Origin of the sequence: Pseudomonas sp. MWU13-3659 (genome assembly GCF_023757525.1) — a bacterium.
GTDB lineage: Bacteria > Pseudomonadota > Gammaproteobacteria > Pseudomonadales > Pseudomonadaceae > Aquipseudomonas > Aquipseudomonas entomophila_E.
The window spans coordinates 1-16,757 of the sequence record NZ_JAMSHW010000022.1 but is presented as its reverse complement, the minus strand read 5'-3'; the positions used below and the strand labels follow the sequence as shown (position 1 = coordinate 16,757).

The following is a 16,757-nucleotide window of genomic DNA, read 5'->3' as shown; positions in this document are numbered from 1 at the left end:
CCTCTGGCCGCGGTGGAATGGCCTCCCGACGGGCAACATGGCAGTGTTGCGCCGGGCGAACGAGATTATACGCGATCAGATAGTGAACACGACAAAGCCGGCATATGCAATGCCGCCCACGGGCATCCAGCCTGACTGAGTGAGCCGTCACTGTCCCAGCTGCCCCAGGTCCGCCGCCAACTGCAGCCTGGCGGTATACCATTCGACCACCGAACTGACCCGGCGCTGTTGCGCGCTCGCCAGGTCATTCTGCGCATTCAGCAGCTCGATGATGCTTCCGACTCCGGCCTTGTAGCGCCCCAATGCCACCCGATGCGACTGGCTGGCACTCCCGACCAGGCGCCGACTGATGACCAGGGCCTGGGTGCGCGCCTCGAGGGCCTGGCGACTACGCCACACATTCAGGGCAACGCTGCGCTCAGTTTGCTGCAGGTCTTGCTCGCGCGCGCCGGCTTCATATTCGGCGGCGCGGGCCCGGCGACGGGCGAGGAAACCGTCAAAAATCGGTACGGTAACCTGAACGCCCACCGTCCAGGTCTCGATCTGCTGGCGCGACGCCACCTGTTCCACTGGCGTGTCGTCATGCCGATAGCTGCTGTACAGAGCGATCTTCGGGCGCCCCTGGGCGCGCTCGGCGTCGGCCCTGGCCAGGCTCGACGACCATTCGGCACGGGCCTTCGCCACGGACGGGTGGTTGAGCCTGGCTTGCTCCATCAGCGCATCGACGTTGGCCATGAAGGCGGCCTCCTGCCCCTCGGGCTCATCCAGGGCCTCGAGCTGCAACGGCGTGGAGGGTGAAAGGCTCAGCGCACTGGCAAGCGCCCCCTCGGTCTCGGCCAGGTCCCCCTCGGCCAGCACCCGCTCCAGCCGGGCCTGCTCATAGGTGGTCTGCGCCTGCAGGCGGTCGGCCTGCTCGCCTGCACCAGCCTGGTGCTTGGCGGTTGTCACCTTGAGGCTGTCGGCGGCCAGCGCCTCGATACTGCGACGTGCCTCGAGCAATGCGCCATTGGCCTGCACCTGGTAGAACGCCTTGCTGGTGTCGAGCACCACCTGCTGGATCTTCGCCACCCGGCTGCTGCTGGCTGCATTGAGCAGTTGCCGGGCACTTTCCACCTTGGCTTCGCGCAGGCCGAAATCGTACAGCACCCAATTGAGGTTCACCCCATAGCTGCTGGTACGCGCATCCAGCGTGGAATTGGCGTCGGAAAACCCCTCGTAACGGGTCTTGCGGTTGGCCCTGCCACTGCTGGCGACGCCCTGCAGTGTCGGCCAGTAGGCAGACTGCTCGGCCTCCATGCTGGCCTGGCTGCTGAGCTGCGTGCGCCAGGCCGCCTCGATTTCAGGGTCGGCGCACAGGGCCATGGCCACCGCCCGCGACAGCCCCAGCGCCTCGCCCGCCCGCAAAGCCCCGGGGCACGCCTGCAATGACGACCCAGCGGCCAGGCACGGCAAGCTCGACAGCGCAAGCACTGCGGCCAAGCGGCGCCCCGGGCTCATGGCGCGGCGTCTTGCCGAGGACCATTGCCAGCCAAACGACCGTTGACCAAGACCACCACGCGCTGGGCCGAACGTATGGTGTCTGGTCGATGGGCAACGATCACCCGCGTGATGTTCAACGCTTGCAGGGCCTGGTTCACCGCGTTCTCACGCTGGATGTCCAGGTGGCTGGTGGCTTCGTCGAGAAACAGCAACCGGGGTTTGCGATAGAGCGCGCGCGCCAGCAGGATGCGTTGCTTCTGCCCACCCGACAGCACCGTGCCCATGTCCCCGACCAGGGTGTTGTAGGCCATCGGCATGCGCACGATATCCTCATGCACTGCGGCCAGCCGGGCGCATTGCTCGACCCAGGCCTGATCGACGTCACTGGCGAAGAAGCTGATGTTGTCGCCGATGGAACCGGCGAACAGCACGTCGTCCTGCAGCACCGTGGCGCTGATGGCCCGCAGCCGCTCGAGGTTGTTCGCGTCCACCGGCTCACCGTCGAGCAGCACCTGCCCCTCGACCGGTGGCAGGATGCCAAGCATGACGTTGAGCAAGGTGGTCTTGCCGCACCCGGAGGGCCCGACAATGGCCAGCGACTCGCCCGGCTCGACGGTCAGCGAGAGGCCATCGAGCACCCAGGGTTCATGGTCCGAATAACGAAACCGCAACTGACGCACTTCCAGCCGCGGCACCGGGCCGTCCGGAGGCACATCCACCAGCCCTCCCCGCCCCTCGGCCTGCTGCAGCACGATGTCTGCCAGGCGCTCGCCATGCAGGCGCAGCATCACCACATCCACCAGCTTGTCGATCAGGCCCGCCACCCGGCCATTGAACTGGTCCTTGTAGGCATTGAAGGCGATCAGCATGCCGGCGCTGAACACCCCCTCGATCACCTGCCTGGCACCCAGCCAGATCACCAGCAGCGTCACCGTGCCGAACAGCAGACCGTTGAACGCGCGGTACAACAATTGCAGTTTCTGCGGACGCAGCCCGGCATTGATCTCGTCCACCAACAGGCCACCCCAGGCCGTGGCACGCTGCTCCTGGCGAGCGAACAGCTTGAGTGTGCGCACCCCGCGCATGGTTTCCAGGAAGTAGCTCTGCTGCCGGGCGGCACGCACCAGCTCCTCCTCGCTGGCCCGCCGCAATGGGCCGAACCAGGCCCAACGCGCCAATGCATAGAGCAGCATGGCGGCGACTGCGATCAAGGCCAGCGGCGGGCTGTAGAGGAACATCAAGGCCAGGGTCACCACCGTCATCACCCCGTCGAGCAAGGCCTCGATGAACGACGTGGTCAAGGTGCGCTGGATCGCCTTGAGCGAGCCGAAGCGCGAGACGATATCGCCCAGGTGGCGGCGCTCGAAGTAAGCCACCGGCAAACGTATCAGGTGGTTGAACACATTGATCTGCCACTGGCTACCCAACAGCGTGCCGAGGTACATCAACGCCCAGGACCGCGCCAGCGACAGGGCCTGCTGGGCCACCAGCAGCAGGCCGAAACCGAGTGCCAGCACCGCCAGCAGGTCGCGGTCGGCACTGACCAGTACCTTGTCGATTACAGTTTGCAGGAAGAACGGCGTGAGGATCATGCACACTTCCAGCGCCGCGCCCAATGCCAGCACATGCCCCAGCACCCCGCCAAAGCCCTGCACCCGACCAAGCAAACGCCGAAGCGGCAACGGAGTCTTCGTCTCACCGGGCTGGAAATCGGTGTGCGGCCACAGCTCGAGGGCGACGCCGGTAAAGGCCTCGGACACCGCCTGGCGGGTCAGCCGGCAAACGCCACGCGCCGGGTCGTGCAGCGTCACCCAACGGGGGCCGACCTCCTTGAGCACCACGAAGTGGTTGAAGTTCCAATGCAGGATGCAGGGCAGCTTGAGCCGTTCCAGCGCCTCCAGCTCCAGGCGCAGCGGCCGGCTGGCCAGGCCCAGCTGTGCCGCCATGGCCATGAGTTGCTTGAGGGTCGCGCCCTTCATCGAGGGCGACAGTTTTTGACGCAGCGATGGCAGGTCGTGCACCTGTCCGTGGAAAGCCGCGACCATCGCCAGGCAGGCCTGGCCGCACTCGGCCGCCTCGACCTGGAGGATGACCGGCAACTTGCGGCCGACACCAAAATTCAAGGATTGGGCGATGCTCACAGTCGTTTTCCTATGCCGCGCAGCGGTTCGAGCAGCCATTCATAGAGCGGCAGGTTTTCCAGCATGATGTCGGCGTCCAATTGCATCCCCGAACGCAGGCGTTCTTCGCGCCCGCGGGCGAACAGGTTCTGCCGCTCCAGAGTGACCCGCACCCGGTACAACGGCCCCTGCTCGCGCAACGCTTCGGAGGCCGCACCGACAGTCATGATTTCATCGGCGGGCAATGCACTGCGCGACACCGAGGCCACCGTTCCCCGGGCCAGGCCGAAGTGCTGGTAGGGATAGGCCTGATAACGCAGCATCACGGCGTGTCCGGGCCGCACGAAACCGGCTGAGCGGCTGGGCACGTACAGTTCGGCATAGAGTTGGCTGTTCTGGGGCACCAGGCTGAACAGTGGGCGGCTGACGTCGGCGCGGGCACCGTTGACCACGCCGATGGCGGTCACCTCCCCGGCAGCCGGCGCGGTGATGACGACCTGCCGCTTGACCTCGCTTTCCAGCAGGCTGCTCTGGCTCTCCAGCAATCGTCGGTCGAGGTCGGCCAGTTGCTTGGTCTGGTTGAAGGGCAGTTCGGCAAGCTCGGCGCGCAGGGCGGCGCTGTCGTTTCGCAGGGCCAGCAGCGAGCGGTTCAGCTCTTCGGCCCGCAGGCGCACTTCGAGCACCGCATCCTGCTTGGCTTGCAGCAGGTCGCGGGAAACGAAGTCCTGGCGCTGCAATTCCGTGTAGCGTTCGGCGATGCCCTGGGCCAGGGCCAAGCGTTGAGTAGTCAGGGCAATCTGCGCGGCAACCTTGTCCTGCTCGCCCTGCAACATCGCCAGGCGCCGCTGCTTGCCCTCGCGCTCCTGCTGGTGCAGCACCTTGGTTTCGGCGATTTCATCGGCCAAGCTGCTGTTGCGGCGCTGGATCAGGCGGCTGATGGCGACCTGGTTCGCATCGGCATCGCCGTTATGGGTGTCGCTGACCAGGGTCAGCAACGCCGCCCCCGCCTGTACCTGTTGACCTTCGCTGACAGCCAGGTCCTGGACCACACCCACCTGGGGGGCGAATACCTTGACCAGCCCCCCTTCAGGCACCAGCACACCCGTGACGGCCTCACGCCGGGTGTAGCTGGCAAGGCCGAGGAACAGCGCCAGCAGGATGCAGAACAGCACCGCGCCGGCACCCGCCAGCCGCAACGACGGCGGTGAAACCAGCACCACGTTGCCCAGCTCCTTGTTCCTGCCTGCGTGCAACGCTTCCTTTCGAAATAGCATTCCCTGACCACGATTCCGGCAAACCTGTACTGCCAGCCTAAACAGGCAGAAACCCGTCGGCACTAGTACAGGTGGACTATTGCGCGAAGCTCATGGAGGTCAGCTGGAGGGCGCCATGGCAGTGGCATCACGACATTAGGTCACCCGTGCTATTGCCGGAAACAGGTGGGGCGGGAAAGTATTTCGCCATGCCCTGGACCTCAGGGCGTACCTCAGACGGAACAACACCAACGAGAAATGAGGAAGCTCTCGATGAACACCGAACAAGAAAAACTCCGCACCCTCAGCACCGACGAACTGGACCAGGTCAGCGGCGGCTTCTCGGTCGAAGCCTTTGGCTACCATGTCGGCGCCGACGTCGTGAACTATGGCCAGGGTGACATCCTGCATGTCAGCTGGGGCTCGGGCGGCTCCTACAACTTCAGGGAGTTCCAGCTGTGCGCGCAGTGACGTGCCGCTGTCGGACATTCGCCTGAAACACCACCGCCAGAGGCTCGACAGCCTTGGGCGGGCTGGACGGTGAAAACGAAAAACCCCGCTCCATTGCTGGAAGCGGGGTTTTTCATACTGCATATGGTGGGTCGTGTAGGATTCGAACCTACGACCAATTGGTTAAAAGACAATTGGGATCTAGGCCGAAATTTCCATCTAGGGAGGGGTTTTAAGCACCATTTCCGCGCCTAGACACGCAGCCTCTAATGAAATCCACATTAGAGGCATCGCAATGACACACCCGAAAAAAGCAAAACGCGCAGGTCAGGTTTCCACCAAAGGCGGCACCGGCAAATCCACCGGGTCTACCAATCTGGGAGCATTCGTCGCTGACGCAGGCCTCCGCACTCTCCTCATCGATCTGGACCCCGTCCAGCCCTCGGCATCCTCCTACTACCCTCTCGAATACACCGCCCCGGGCGGAATTTTCGAGCTGCTGTCCCAGAACGAGACCGACCGGGACAAGATCATCTCCCGCACCTCGATCAAGAACCTGGACGTCATCATCTCGAACGACTCCAACAACCAGCTGAACAACCTCATACTGCAGGCTCCGGACGGAAGACTGCGACTAGCAAATCTGATGTCGGCACTCGATGCCGAGTACGACCTCATCCTGTTCGACACCCAGGGTGCCCGCTCCGCGATGCTGGAGATGGTCGTACTTGCCTCCGACGTCATCCTCTCCCCTCTCCCCCCGAACATGTTGGCCGCGCGCGAATTCAGCCGTGGAACCCTCCATATGATGGATGGGCTGCGCAGTTACGCGCGTTTCGGCCTCACCATTCCCCACATCAACATCATCATCAACGGCCTGGATGAGACCGCTGACGCACGTGAGATCCATCGCACCGTGCGTGAAATCTTCGATGGAAACCCGGACTACACCGTCCTGCAATCGATCATTCCTGACGCCGTCATCTTCAAGAAGGCCGCCAGCCAAGGTGTGCCGGCCCATCGACTTGAATACCGTCAACCATCGAACCGCAAGTCTCCATCGGCGCTGAGCGTCATCCGTAGTCTGGCTATCGAGGCCTTCCCTGAGTGGACAGACCGCTTCGAAGCGATGACCGAAGAGCGTGTAGCCGAGATCGTGAAGGAGGCTCGCCGCGATGAGTAAACACGCGATTACCGACGCTGCCGGGATCACTGCTGATGAAGTCCTCAGGATCGGCAAACTTTACAGCTCGAATGAATTACGCGGTGTCCAGAAAAAGCTGACGTCAACGTCTGGAGAGCTGCACAAGCTGGCCAACGGTTGGAAAGTGGGTAGCGGCTTACTCGGTTCGCTCGGTGACCTTCTGAACCATGAACAGCGCGAGTTACTGCGTAATACCGCACAACTCATTGAATCGATCGGCCATAACGTGACCCATGCAAAAGAAAAACGGGTTCGGACCGAGAAGGAAACGAAACGCCGACAAGATGCGCGGGACGCACTGGCGAAGCAGCTGATTGCCCGCACATTCCCATTGCCCACGGAAACCCATGAAGAACTGGTGGAGACGATCAAAGCTGCACTCATCCTGAATCGCGCCCGGCAGTTTTACACCTCGTACAACCCCCTCGAATTCAATCTTTACCTCAGAAATGACCTCAAAGTTCCAGAGCGGCTTTATGGGATGTCTGTGGAACAGCACCGCTCGGGAAACGTAAGGTCCATCCGCTACTCTCTGATTGACGAGGTAACCAGCCATCTGGCCTACGACGACGGCTCGTCTGTTGAAGACCGCTTGCGGCTCCTGCAGGAAAAAGTCGCCGAAGCGGTAGCTCAAGCTCCATTGACGACGGAAGAGCGTGAAACGCTGCGCCTCTGGAAAGAGGCTCTGCTCCCAAATGATGCACAGGGGGCAGCCTCATGAAAGGGCAACTTCCCAAAACATTCACGTTGGGCATGCTCCAGGATCGCCTGGCTACGGTCCGTCAGCAGCACCAAGTCCCCACTTGGGTGCCCGTGAAAGTTGAGCTGAATGGAATGCCATTCCAGCTCAACACTAACAACTTCACAGTTACCGACGATGGCAGTTTGGCGCTTGAGCTGAATCTTCCCGATGCTGCTGTGGCTGCGATCGCCTATGTCCTAGAACATGCATGCGAGTCTCCCATGGAGTTCCTGCGCTGCTGGAACGAGGGCAACTTTGAGGCTCTCCGTATGGAGTGGCCAGATGTGCCCGCCGAGGTTTTCATCGGCGCCGATCCCCTTCACCTGCAGTCCGGAGGTGCTCGATGACCTCTGGCTCCATTTCCCAGTTCGCAGGCTCGCTCTGCCTGTACCTCATGAACTGCTGCGTGGCATTGGCCACTGCTTATGGGTTGGGCTCTGTCTTCAAAGCCCCACATGTCGAGCTTGGCCTGCAGGGTGCGGTCTACTCAGCCTACGCACTGTGCGCTGTCGGTGCGCTGAACCTCCTGGCACTGGTCGCATCGGCACTGCGAAGCCGACCTCGCCGATTTGGGGAGGGCTCGTGATGGACAAGCAGAAGGTCCTCGATAAAGTCACCAAGCTGATGGCCCTGGCCAATAGCCCCGGAGCGAACACACACGAGGCTGCAACCGCCCTGCGTCAGGCGCGCGCACTCATGGCTCAGTACAACATCGAGTCGGAGGAGCTTCGAGCCAACCTGGTGCTTGAAGCAAGTGTCCCCACGGGTACTCGTCGCTCCCCAGCGGATTGGCTGCACTCTCTGGCCGCGACGTGCGCAGCCGCCTTCGACTGCAGCCACCTCTCCTACTACCACCCAGTGAAGGGGTACAGCTTCAAGTTCCTTGGCAGGGGTATCGGTCCGGATCTGGCTGCCTATGCCTACAGCAGCCTCGTTCTACAGCTGCAGAAAGCACGTCGCGATCACGTCTCGCAGCAGAAACGGTGCCAGCTGAAAACCAAACGGCGTCGCGGTCAGCTCTTTGCCGAGGGCTGGATCGGGGCAGTGGCCTACAAAGTTCGAGAGTTCGCTGGTGGCCTAGCACCAGATATCCAGGCGGATATCGCTGCCTACTTGACCTTGCATCACCCTGAGTTGAAGCGCTTCGACATCACGCCGAGCGAAGCCAAAGGCTACGACCGTAGCTCGCTGTACGCAGGGATTGAGCAAGGCCAGCACGCCCAGCTCCACCGAGGCGTTGGCCGCAGTGGACAGCCAAGCATTGCCCATGGAGGTGCCAGATGACCGATCTGAACCTTTCCCCTCCTCACTCCATCGAGGCCGAACAAGGCGTTCTGGGCGGGCTGATGCTGGACAACGAAGCCTGGGATCTGGTCGGTGATCTGCTGCAGGCGGACGATTTCTTTCGGTCTGAACACAAGCTGATCTTCACTGCCATTCAGGACCTGTCAGAGAAAAACAGCCCATTCGATGTAGTGACGGTTTTCGAGGCAATGGCCATCCCCGAGGAAGTAGGTGGCCTTTCCTACCTGGCAGAGCTGGCCAAGAACACTCCGTCTGTAGCGAATATCCAGTCATATGCTGAGATAGTGCGCAACCGCGCTCACCTCCGCCGCATCATGTCCTTGTGTTTCCAGGGTACCCGGGATGCGGCTGAACTCGCAGCTGACGCAGCTGAGGTCCAGGACACGCTCGAGCAGAGGCTGTTTAAGCTGGGCGAAGGTCGTGTCGTTAGCGAGTTCGCCGACATGACCGAGGCTCTGCTCTCTGTAGTCGACAAGATCGACGCCAACTTCAACGGCCACGTTACCGTGACAGGCGTACCGACAGGGATCACCGACCTCGACGACATGACGCGAGGTTTGCAGCCAGCTGATCTGATCATCGTCGGCGCGCGCCCATCCATGGGCAAGACCTCGTTCTGTTTGAGCATCGTCGACGCGGCGCTGACCAAAGCCCCTGACGAGATCGTGCTGGTATTCAGCATGGAGATGCCGACCGAGGCCTTGATCTACCGGATGCTGGCGATTCTGGGCCATATCGATCTGGGCAGGCTCCTATCAGGACAGCTGCAGGATGAGGACTGGCCCAAGCTGTCCGCCGCCGTCCACCGAATGAACGCATATGGCAACCGCCTTGTCATCGATGACAGCGCGAACCTCACTCCTGCCGCGATGCGCGCGAAGGTGCGCCGGGCTGCCCGCCGCTTCGGTAAGCCGTGCTTGATCATGGCGGACTACCTGCAACTGATGCGCTGCCCTGGCCAAGAGAACCGAGCCAATGAAATCAGCGAGATCTCCCGGTCCCTCAAGGGTATCGCGAAGGAGTTCAACTGCCCGTTCGTCGCGCTTTCCCAGCTGAATCGCGCGCTGGAGCAACGGCAGAACAAGCGGCCTGTAAACGCCGACCTGCGCGATAGCGGCGCAATCGAACAGGACGCAGACGTGATCCTCTTCGTCTATCGGGACGAGGTTTACAACCAGGACACCGAGCATAAGGGCGTTGCCGAACTGATTATCGGCAAGCAGCGGCAGGGCCCAACGGGCTATGTCCGTGCGGCTTTCATCGCCAACCAGACGCGCTTCGCAAACCTCACTGCTGACCATTGGCAAGGAGTTGCCGCATGACGCCCATGCAATCCCAGTTAGTTACCCATATCTGTCTCGGCTGTGACCGTCACTTCCCGCTGCACCTGGTTCGCCAGGTGCACCCTGCGGAGCACACCCCGGAGGGTGAAGCCGAGGTGCTGGTGTGCCCGGTATGCAACAGCTACGACATTGAGTTGCTCGAGGAGGTCGCCAGTGGACGCTGAGCGCACCTATCCATCGATACCGGCAATCGCCGGCACCGAGCATTCGGCCCTGGCGTTCGCGCACCAATCTGGTCTCAACCCGGTTTGGCTCGATGCCGTAAGCCAGGTGATCACCAGGCTCGCTCAGTTTGGCCAGACCGTGGCCAGCCAGGAGCTGGTGGCGCCTCTGCATGAGCTCGCGCGGCTGCAGTACCTCGAAGTCGAGCCCTGCGGTAGCGGCACGCTGGCTGTGACTCTCCTCTCCCAGCCGGCCCAGCTGACGAGTTACTTCTGGTCCGTCTGGGTTCCTCACCACCTGCTGAGCAGCAGTTTGAAAGTCAACGTGGCGCCAAGCCTGAGCATGGCAGGAGACGATGCCCATCACTGCACCGTCGTGTTCCGTATTCCTGGATCGCGGGAGACAGCTCGTGAGTTCCTCACCGACCTGGCCACCCACTACCCAGGCTGCAGCCCGGAGATCGTGGCCATTCAAGCTGGCAACGCCCTTTGCCCCGCCCAGGAGGTCAGTAATGCGTAATCTCCTTCGCGGAGCACATGCCAGCGTTCGCCGGCTCGCCGAGTTCGCCTTGGCCGAAGGCTGGAGCCTTACCCGTTCCAATAGCGGCCACCTGAAGTTCACCAAGGCTGGTTTCACACCAATCTTTACTTCTTGCACACCGAGCGACCATCGCACCGAGCGTAATGCTCGGGCTCTTTTCCGCCGTGCAGAAGCCCATAACAGCTCCTCTCGGGGGATTCAGTAATGCCCATTCGTCACGCGATTGTTCACCTGGTCGACAAGCAACCTGATGGCAGCCCGGCCGTTCTACATGCCCGAGACACTGAGCTACCGCCTACCGATGTCATCGAGAATCTACAGGCCGATCTGAACGACAGCTACAACGCTAAGCAAGGCAAAGCTTGGGGTTTCTTCCATGGGGAGTCGGGAGCCTACCCGTTCAGCGGCTGGTTGAAGCAGTATCTGGAGGAGCAGCAAGACTTCACCAGCTTCAGCCGTATGGCAGTCGAACATCTGCAGAAGCTGATGGAAGAAGTCCAACTATCCGTCGGTGGTCAGGTGCTCTTCACCCACTACCAGCAGGGTATGACCGAATACCTGATGATCGCTGTCCTCCAGCAGATCAAGACCGTTGGCCTGGACAGTGAGCTCAACGTTGTCGTCTCGCACTACCTGGACACCAGCAACATCTCCTGCGCAGCCCGGATCAACCTGAGCGAGTGGCGGAACAATCCGAACTCGAAGCAGTACATCTCCATCGTCAAAGGCAAAACCGGCAGGAAGAGCTCGGACTACTTCCGCGACTTCGTCGGGTGCCAGGAAGGCGTCGATGGCCCAGGTGAAACCCGCACATTGCTGGAGGCATTCACCGAGTACGTCGAGAAAGAGGACCTCCCTGAAGAAAGCGCGCGGGAGAAGACCCACGCACTGCTCGATTACGCCACCACTCAAACGAAGCTCGGCCAGCCGATCCATCTGCAGGAACTGTCAGAGGTTCTCGATGAAGATCGGCCCCAGGCGTTCTACGACCACATCCGCAACAGCGACTACGGCTTGTCATCCGAGATCCCGGCCGACAAACGCACGCTCAATCAATTCCGCCGTTTCACCGGCCGCGCCGAGGGTCTGTCAATCAGCTTTGAAGCGCACCTTCTCGGCTCCAACGTCACCTACGACGCCGACACCGGCTCCCTGACGATCAAGAACCTGCCCACTCAGCTAACCGACCAACTCAAGCGCAGCCAGTAAGGAGAACATCATGAACGCAACCAATTCCCGCACCGCAGACAAATTCGTGGTTCGCCTGCCAGACGGCATGCGTGAGCGTGTCGCAGAAGTCGCTCGCCAGAACCATCGGTCGATGAACAGCGAAATCATCGAGCGCCTGGAGCAAACCTTGTTGAGCGATAAGCACGATGACGACGGCCAGATGATCTCGGCTCATGACCACATGAAGGCCGAGCTGGTTCGCGCCTACAAAATCATTGATCGCCTGCTGCAAAACGCCGTTCCGACCCAGGACGACATCCAGGAAGTGTTGTACCTGGTTCGCCGCTCTCCTCTGGCTCAGTCCCACGCTGCAGTTGGAGCTTGATATGGCCGCTATAGACCTCAAATCCAAGCTCCTGGCTCCCGGCTTCAGCCCTACTGGCTCCACCGTAACCATGAGCGATCCTATCGCTGATACACCAATGGTGCTAAGCATCGACGTTGTCCTCCCTTGGGAGGACAACCCTCGGACCACCCGCAACCCTCGGTACGACGAGCTCAAAGAGTCGATTCGCAATCGAGGCCTCGACACTCCTCCGCCGATTACGCGCCGTCCGGGTGAGGAAAAGTTCCGGATCCGTAACGGTGGCAACACGCGACTCACGATTCTGAAGGAATTGTTCCAGGAGACTGGTGATCCCAAGTTCCAGACGATCAACTTCTTGTTCCGCCCTTGGGACCAAGCCCGCGGCGAGATCATCATGTTGACCGGCCACCTGGCCGAGGATCTCAAAGGTGAGCTCAAGTTCATCGAACGTGCAGTGGGCGTGGGTAATGCCAAAGCGCTGTATGAGTCCGAAGGCGGGGAAGAGATTGGGATTCGAGAACTCTCTCGCCGTCTGACGAAAGACGGATATCCAATTTCCCCATCTCATATCAGCAGGATGCTGGACACGGTTCAGCACCTGCTGCCAGCCGTACCGGCCCTCCTCTACAACGGACTCGGCAAGCCACAGATCGAGAAAATTCTTGCTTTAAGGAAGTCCGCGCTGGCCTGCTGGGACAAGCACTACACGAGTGAAGGCGTCGACTTCGAAATGTTGTTCCAGGACGTCCTTGCCCAGTTCGAAGGCGAAGCAGAAGAGTTCCTGTTCCAGCGCTTCCAGGACGAGCTTATCGGCACGATGAAAAAGTCGCTGCCGCTCGGCTACGAGGACATCCTGCTAGAGATCACCCAGCAGCAAGACAAGCTCCGTCGCTCGACGCCGGTGGTTGAATTGCCGATAACTGGTTCGGCTCTTCCGCCCGCGCCTGCGCCAGGCACAGGGGCACCCTCAACCCCTCCACCATCGCAACAACCATCTGAAGGTACGGGGCGGTCGCAGCATGCTTCGCAGACGCCCCCACAGCCAGTTAATCCAGCGCCGGAAGCTTCGCTCACACCAGAGCAACAGCAGGAACGGATTGCAGGGCATATTGCGTCCCCTGCGAACCTCAGCCAGCGGGTGATCGAGACCAAAGCGAAGGTTGCCGCCATCAATGGGGAAACGCTGCCCGATTTCAACTCAAACTGCTTGGTCGCCATCCCCGTGCAAGCCGGTGGACTGCACCCCGTCACAGACCTCTGGTACATCGAGCGCCAGATTGACCAACCTGGCGAGTTGCGCAGACAGGTGGCCCAGCTGGCCGTGGAGGTTCTCGAATCCGTCAACGGACCTGGCGATATCCAGGCGATCGATGGCGGTATCGGGTTCAAGTACAAACAGCCGGACACCGACGTTGAAGTTACTGCAACAGCTCAACACACGCTGACACTGCTTCAGTCATTGAGCGGTGCCATGGCCATCGCTCTGAAGATGCTGAACGAGCAACCAGATCCTGCCAGTGCATTGGCTGAATTTGAATTCGCAGCTGGCCTGGGCCAACTGCTGCTGGGCCAGCCCATGAGCGCTGGACAAGCACCAGCTGACGAAGGCCGTTTGAGCGACGGTGCGCTGGTCAAACTGTTCCGCATCATTCGGCTGGCTCGTCGGTTGATCGACTTGGAAATCGAAGAGTTCAGACGGTCCTCGCCAGTCCAGGACAACTGAACACTCGATGAGATGAACGGGAGGAGTCTCAATGTCCAAGTCAACACTTAACGAAGCGGTCCTGTCACAGCTGCTTGACCTCATGCGTAATGGGCAACTTCAGCGCTGTGTAGAGATGGGAGTTGAACCTGAGGTGCTGGGCCAGATCCAGCACCCAACAGTCCTCAGCTTGCTACGCAACACACCTGTTTCATGGGTCAATGTGTCAATCAACAGTTCGATGATCCTCAAGCTGCTGACCGGTGCTGCGCGCACAGAAGAGGAAGCTCGACTGATTGAGCGCGCGATCCGACTGGGGGCCACCACCAGCCTGCTCGGCAAGTTCTTCGGGCTCACGCCTCAAGAGATCGCTTTGCAGCGTACCGTCATTGGGGTGCGCGCGCCGCGCGGCCGATGGCCAGAGCTCTCGGAGGACCAGGAACACCATATTTGGTACCGCTGGACCAAGTTGATGGATGCACACGCCGTCGAGCTCCAGGACAGCATGGCCATGCTCGACGTGGCCATGCTGGTTGCCGAGGAACTGAGCACAGACGGCTTAACACTTGCGCAGATCTGGTCTCGGATCACCCAGTGGGTCGAACACGGCTTGTATCCCAGCAGCAAGGAACGGCCCCAAGCCACTGAGCGACGACAGCTCACTCTATTGGACGAGGGCGGCCTACGTCGTGTCGATGAAAGCTGCGTCGCCCCTACCCATCTTGGAGAAGGCGATCATAGAAGATGAAGCTCACACGGTTCCCGATTTCCACGCTCCTAGATTCGGCCTCGGGGCAACTCGAGGCCCACGTACAGAAGAAGAGAGCTGAGGACACCGCCCCTACTGCAGCGCCTGCTACCCCCTACGCCGGGATCATATTCAGCGGAAATCCGCATGAAACGGTCCCGCGTAAACTCCTGCTCGACAACCGGCTGACCCCCCTGGAGCGCAATTGCTGGCAAGTCTTTCGACTGCTTGTCAACGAAGATGGGATCACAGCGTTCCCCACCTACGATCAACTGCGGCCGTATCTGGGTATGAATCCAGGGAAGCCTGCCTCCAGAGAAACCGTGGCAAAAGCCTTGACCGTGCTCCGCATAACCCGCTGGTTAAGCCTTGGCCGAACCGTGCGCAATGAGATCAACGGCCAGGTTCAGGGGAACGTCTATCTCCTACACGACGAGCCTGTCACGCCGGCTGAGGCCCTGGAGTTCGACAAGGACTACATGACCTTGCTGATGCAGTCTATGGATCATCAGAACAAAGCAATCAGGGACATCGCGGCGATCACCTGGCGAGAATTCACCAGCGATCCCGACGTAGGACGACGACTTCCCTCTCGCATCGACACGATTAGCGATCGTCTGAATGCCCAGACCTGGGCGGTCGAGACCAAGCAAAATGCACTGACCGCGCCTGAGTTCGGAATCCGAACTCAGCAAGACTTGGCCGTGGATGAACTGAGTTCGGATTCCGAATTCAGCACAGACTCAGCGAAACAAGGGGATCTCCCCCTCAGTTCGGACTCCGAACTCAGCCTGAACTCACTGAGTACACCCACAGTTCGGAGTCCGAACTCAGCTAGTACGTATACAAATACAAACAGGTCTGTATCTAAAAGCTCTGTACAACCGCGCGAGAGTGCAGGTGTGAACTGGTTGCTTGCCCTTGAACTCCTCAAGCCAGAGGACCGTGTCAAGGCACGCGAGATCATGGGGCCGGTACCGGAGGGTCTCCGAGAGGCGGTGATCAACCAATGGAAGCATCGCTGCACAAGCGGGAGCGTGGCCAAGCCCCTTGCATACCTCACGAGCCTTGCTGGCAAGGCCATACGAGGTGACTTCAATGCCGAGTGGAGCCCTTCAGCGCCCGCTCCAACTCCGATGCCAACCCCAACTCCCCCGGCGGCAAGTGCGGTTGCACGGCCTTCCCAGCCACCAGCTCACAAGCCTGCACCGACAGCGAACGCGATGCAGACAGCGAATTCCGCCCTGTCCTCGTTGCAAGCCTTGCTTGACCCTCGACGCCGCGTGGACTCCACCAATGAGTGATTGGATGGGTTATGAGCTCGCCCTGAAGTTTGGCTCTATCGTGATTGGCATGCTTGCCGGCCGCCTATGCGCGTGGAGCGCCTGCTGGCTGCCGGCGCTCCTTGAGAACCAGTGGCAGAGAGAGGCGCAGGAACTACTGGGGCTGGATGTTGACAAGCCTTATGACCTTCGACCGGCGAGATTTTCTCCGCGAAAAATCTGGCTCGCGCAGATCAGCTGTGGTGCATTGTCGCTCATGGTGACGCTGCATTTTGGTCCAACTATGCAGGCCTTCTATGCCCTGCTGTTCACCTGGTCCCTTCTAGCTTTGAGCTTGATCGACAGTGAGCACCACTTGCTGCCGGACACGCTGGTGGTGCCAGGACTATGGGGCGGCCTAATCCTGAACTCTTTCGGTTTGTTCACGGCACTGCAGGACGCACTATGGGGATGTGTCATTGGCTTTGGGAGCTTCTGGTCAGCTGGTCAACTAACCCGGCTAATCACTGGACGAGAGTGCGTAGGCAGAGGTGACTTTAAGTTATTGGCTTTGATTGGCGCGTGGGGCGGCATACAGGTACTTGGCTGGACACTGATTTGGAGGGTGTCAGAAATTTTGTGTTCGGGCATAACATGAGTAAGAGGTGCATGTATGCCAACCAAAAAGAAACCCTTGCGTGACCTGCCCAAAATCCCCAAAGAGCTGCTGGAGCAGTTCGGTGAGGGCCTGATGTCCGCAGAGGCTATCGAGGATGCTTCTGCGGCGTTTAAGAAGGCCCTGATCGAACGCGCTTTGAGTGCCGAACTCGGCCACCACCTGGGTTATCCGCCGGGCGCGCAGCGCCCAGAGGATGAAACCAACCAGCGTAACGGCAAGAGTGGAAAGACA

General features: G+C 60.5%; 17 protein-coding genes and 1 pseudogene. 15 read left to right on the top strand and 3 right to left on the bottom strand.

The window, feature by feature from the left end:
- Window positions 1-147: 147 nt before the first annotated feature.
- From NGM28_RS21700 to NGM28_RS21690, 3 genes are read right to left on the bottom strand one after another with little or no spacing between them, the layout of a single operon-like run.
- Window positions 148-1,497, bottom strand: a complete 1,350-nt coding sequence (locus NGM28_RS21700) for a TolC family protein (RefSeq protein WP_252091377.1) — start codon at window positions 1,495-1,497, stop codon at window positions 148-150.
- The gene (locus tag NGM28_RS21695) at window positions 1,494-3,620 is read right to left on the bottom strand and encodes a peptidase domain-containing ABC transporter (protein WP_252091375.1); all 2,127 of its coding nucleotides are present in this window, start codon (window positions 3,618-3,620) and stop codon (window positions 1,494-1,496) included. Before NGM28_RS21695 ends, NGM28_RS21700 begins: the two co-directional genes overlap by 4 nt.
- Window positions 3,617-4,873 carry an HlyD family secretion protein gene (locus tag NGM28_RS21690; protein ID WP_252091373.1) on the bottom strand — a complete coding sequence of 419 codons (1,257 nt, stop codon included), beginning with the start codon at window positions 4,871-4,873 and terminating at the stop codon, window positions 3,617-3,619. Before NGM28_RS21690 ends, NGM28_RS21695 begins: the two co-directional genes overlap by 4 nt.
- 252 nt (window positions 4,874-5,125) lie before the next feature.
- On the opposite strand from NGM28_RS21690, the gene NGM28_RS21685 reads away from it, so the two are divergent.
- The 15 genes and pseudogenes from NGM28_RS21685 to NGM28_RS21610 all read left to right on the top strand — a co-directional run.
- Window positions 5,126-5,323 carry a hypothetical protein gene (locus tag NGM28_RS21685; RefSeq protein ID WP_240063765.1) on the top strand — a complete coding sequence of 66 codons (198 nt, stop codon included), beginning with the start codon at window positions 5,126-5,128 and terminating at the stop codon, window positions 5,321-5,323.
- A gap of 274 nt (window positions 5,324-5,597) precedes the next feature.
- Entirely contained in the window at window positions 5,598-6,485 is an 888-nt protein-coding gene (locus NGM28_RS21680; protein ID WP_252091371.1) for a ParA family protein, read from the top strand.
- Window positions 6,478-7,227 carry a hypothetical protein gene (locus NGM28_RS21675; RefSeq protein ID WP_252091369.1) on the top strand — a complete coding sequence of 250 codons (750 nt, stop codon included), beginning with the start codon at window positions 6,478-6,480 and terminating at the stop codon, window positions 7,225-7,227. Before NGM28_RS21680 ends, NGM28_RS21675 begins: the two co-directional genes overlap by 8 nt.
- Complete coding sequence (locus NGM28_RS21670; protein ID WP_252091368.1) at window positions 7,224-7,595, top strand: hypothetical protein; 372 nt, start codon at window positions 7,224-7,226, stop codon at window positions 7,593-7,595. Before NGM28_RS21675 ends, NGM28_RS21670 begins: the two co-directional genes overlap by 4 nt.
- 238 nt (window positions 7,596-7,833) lie before the next feature.
- Window positions 7,834-8,532, top strand: a complete 699-nt coding sequence (locus tag NGM28_RS21665) for a DUF2786 domain-containing protein (protein ID WP_252091367.1) — start codon at window positions 7,834-7,836, stop codon at window positions 8,530-8,532.
- The gene (gene dnaB, locus NGM28_RS21660; protein WP_252091366.1) at window positions 8,529-9,875 is read left to right on the top strand and encodes a replicative DNA helicase; all 1,347 of its coding nucleotides are present in this window, start codon (window positions 8,529-8,531) and stop codon (window positions 9,873-9,875) included. The genes NGM28_RS21665 and dnaB overlap by 4 nt, the downstream gene beginning before the upstream one ends.
- Complete coding sequence (locus NGM28_RS21655) at window positions 9,872-10,060, top strand: hypothetical protein (RefSeq protein ID WP_252091365.1); 189 nt, start codon at window positions 9,872-9,874, stop codon at window positions 10,058-10,060. The genes dnaB and NGM28_RS21655 overlap by 4 nt, the downstream gene beginning before the upstream one ends.
- Window positions 10,050-10,577, top strand: a complete 528-nt coding sequence (locus tag NGM28_RS21650) for a hypothetical protein (protein ID WP_252091364.1) — start codon at window positions 10,050-10,052, stop codon at window positions 10,575-10,577. Before NGM28_RS21655 ends, NGM28_RS21650 begins: the two co-directional genes overlap by 11 nt.
- A 225-nt stretch (window positions 10,578-10,802) precedes the next feature.
- Entirely contained in the window at window positions 10,803-11,807 is a 1,005-nt protein-coding gene (gene yejK / locus NGM28_RS21640; RefSeq protein ID WP_252091362.1) for a nucleoid-associated protein YejK, read from the top strand.
- A 10-nt stretch (window positions 11,808-11,817) separates the two neighbouring features.
- Window positions 11,818-12,153, top strand: a complete 336-nt coding sequence (locus tag NGM28_RS21635) for an Arc family DNA-binding protein (RefSeq protein WP_252091361.1) — start codon at window positions 11,818-11,820, stop codon at window positions 12,151-12,153.
- Between the two features lies 1 nt (window position 12,154).
- The gene (locus NGM28_RS21630) at window positions 12,155-13,858 is read left to right on the top strand and encodes a ParB family protein (protein WP_252091360.1); all 1,704 of its coding nucleotides are present in this window, start codon (window positions 12,155-12,157) and stop codon (window positions 13,856-13,858) included.
- Between the two features lie 31 nt (window positions 13,859-13,889).
- Window positions 13,890-14,585, top strand: coding sequence for a DUF2857 domain-containing protein (locus NGM28_RS21625; protein ID WP_252091359.1), 696 nt, complete (start codon window positions 13,890-13,892; stop codon window positions 14,583-14,585).
- The gene (locus tag NGM28_RS21620; protein ID WP_252091358.1) at window positions 14,582-15,889 is read left to right on the top strand and encodes an STY4528 family pathogenicity island replication protein; all 1,308 of its coding nucleotides are present in this window, start codon (window positions 14,582-14,584) and stop codon (window positions 15,887-15,889) included. The genes NGM28_RS21625 and NGM28_RS21620 overlap by 4 nt, the downstream gene beginning before the upstream one ends.
- A 4-nt stretch (window positions 15,890-15,893) precedes the next feature.
- A complete protein-coding gene (locus tag NGM28_RS21615; protein WP_252091357.1) occupies window positions 15,894-16,505 on the top strand; it encodes a prepilin peptidase in 612 nt (203 codons plus the stop codon).
- A 15-nt stretch (window positions 16,506-16,520) separates the two neighbouring features.
- Window positions 16,521-16,757, top strand: a pseudogene (locus tag NGM28_RS21610) (IS256 family transposase); the annotation flags it as partial.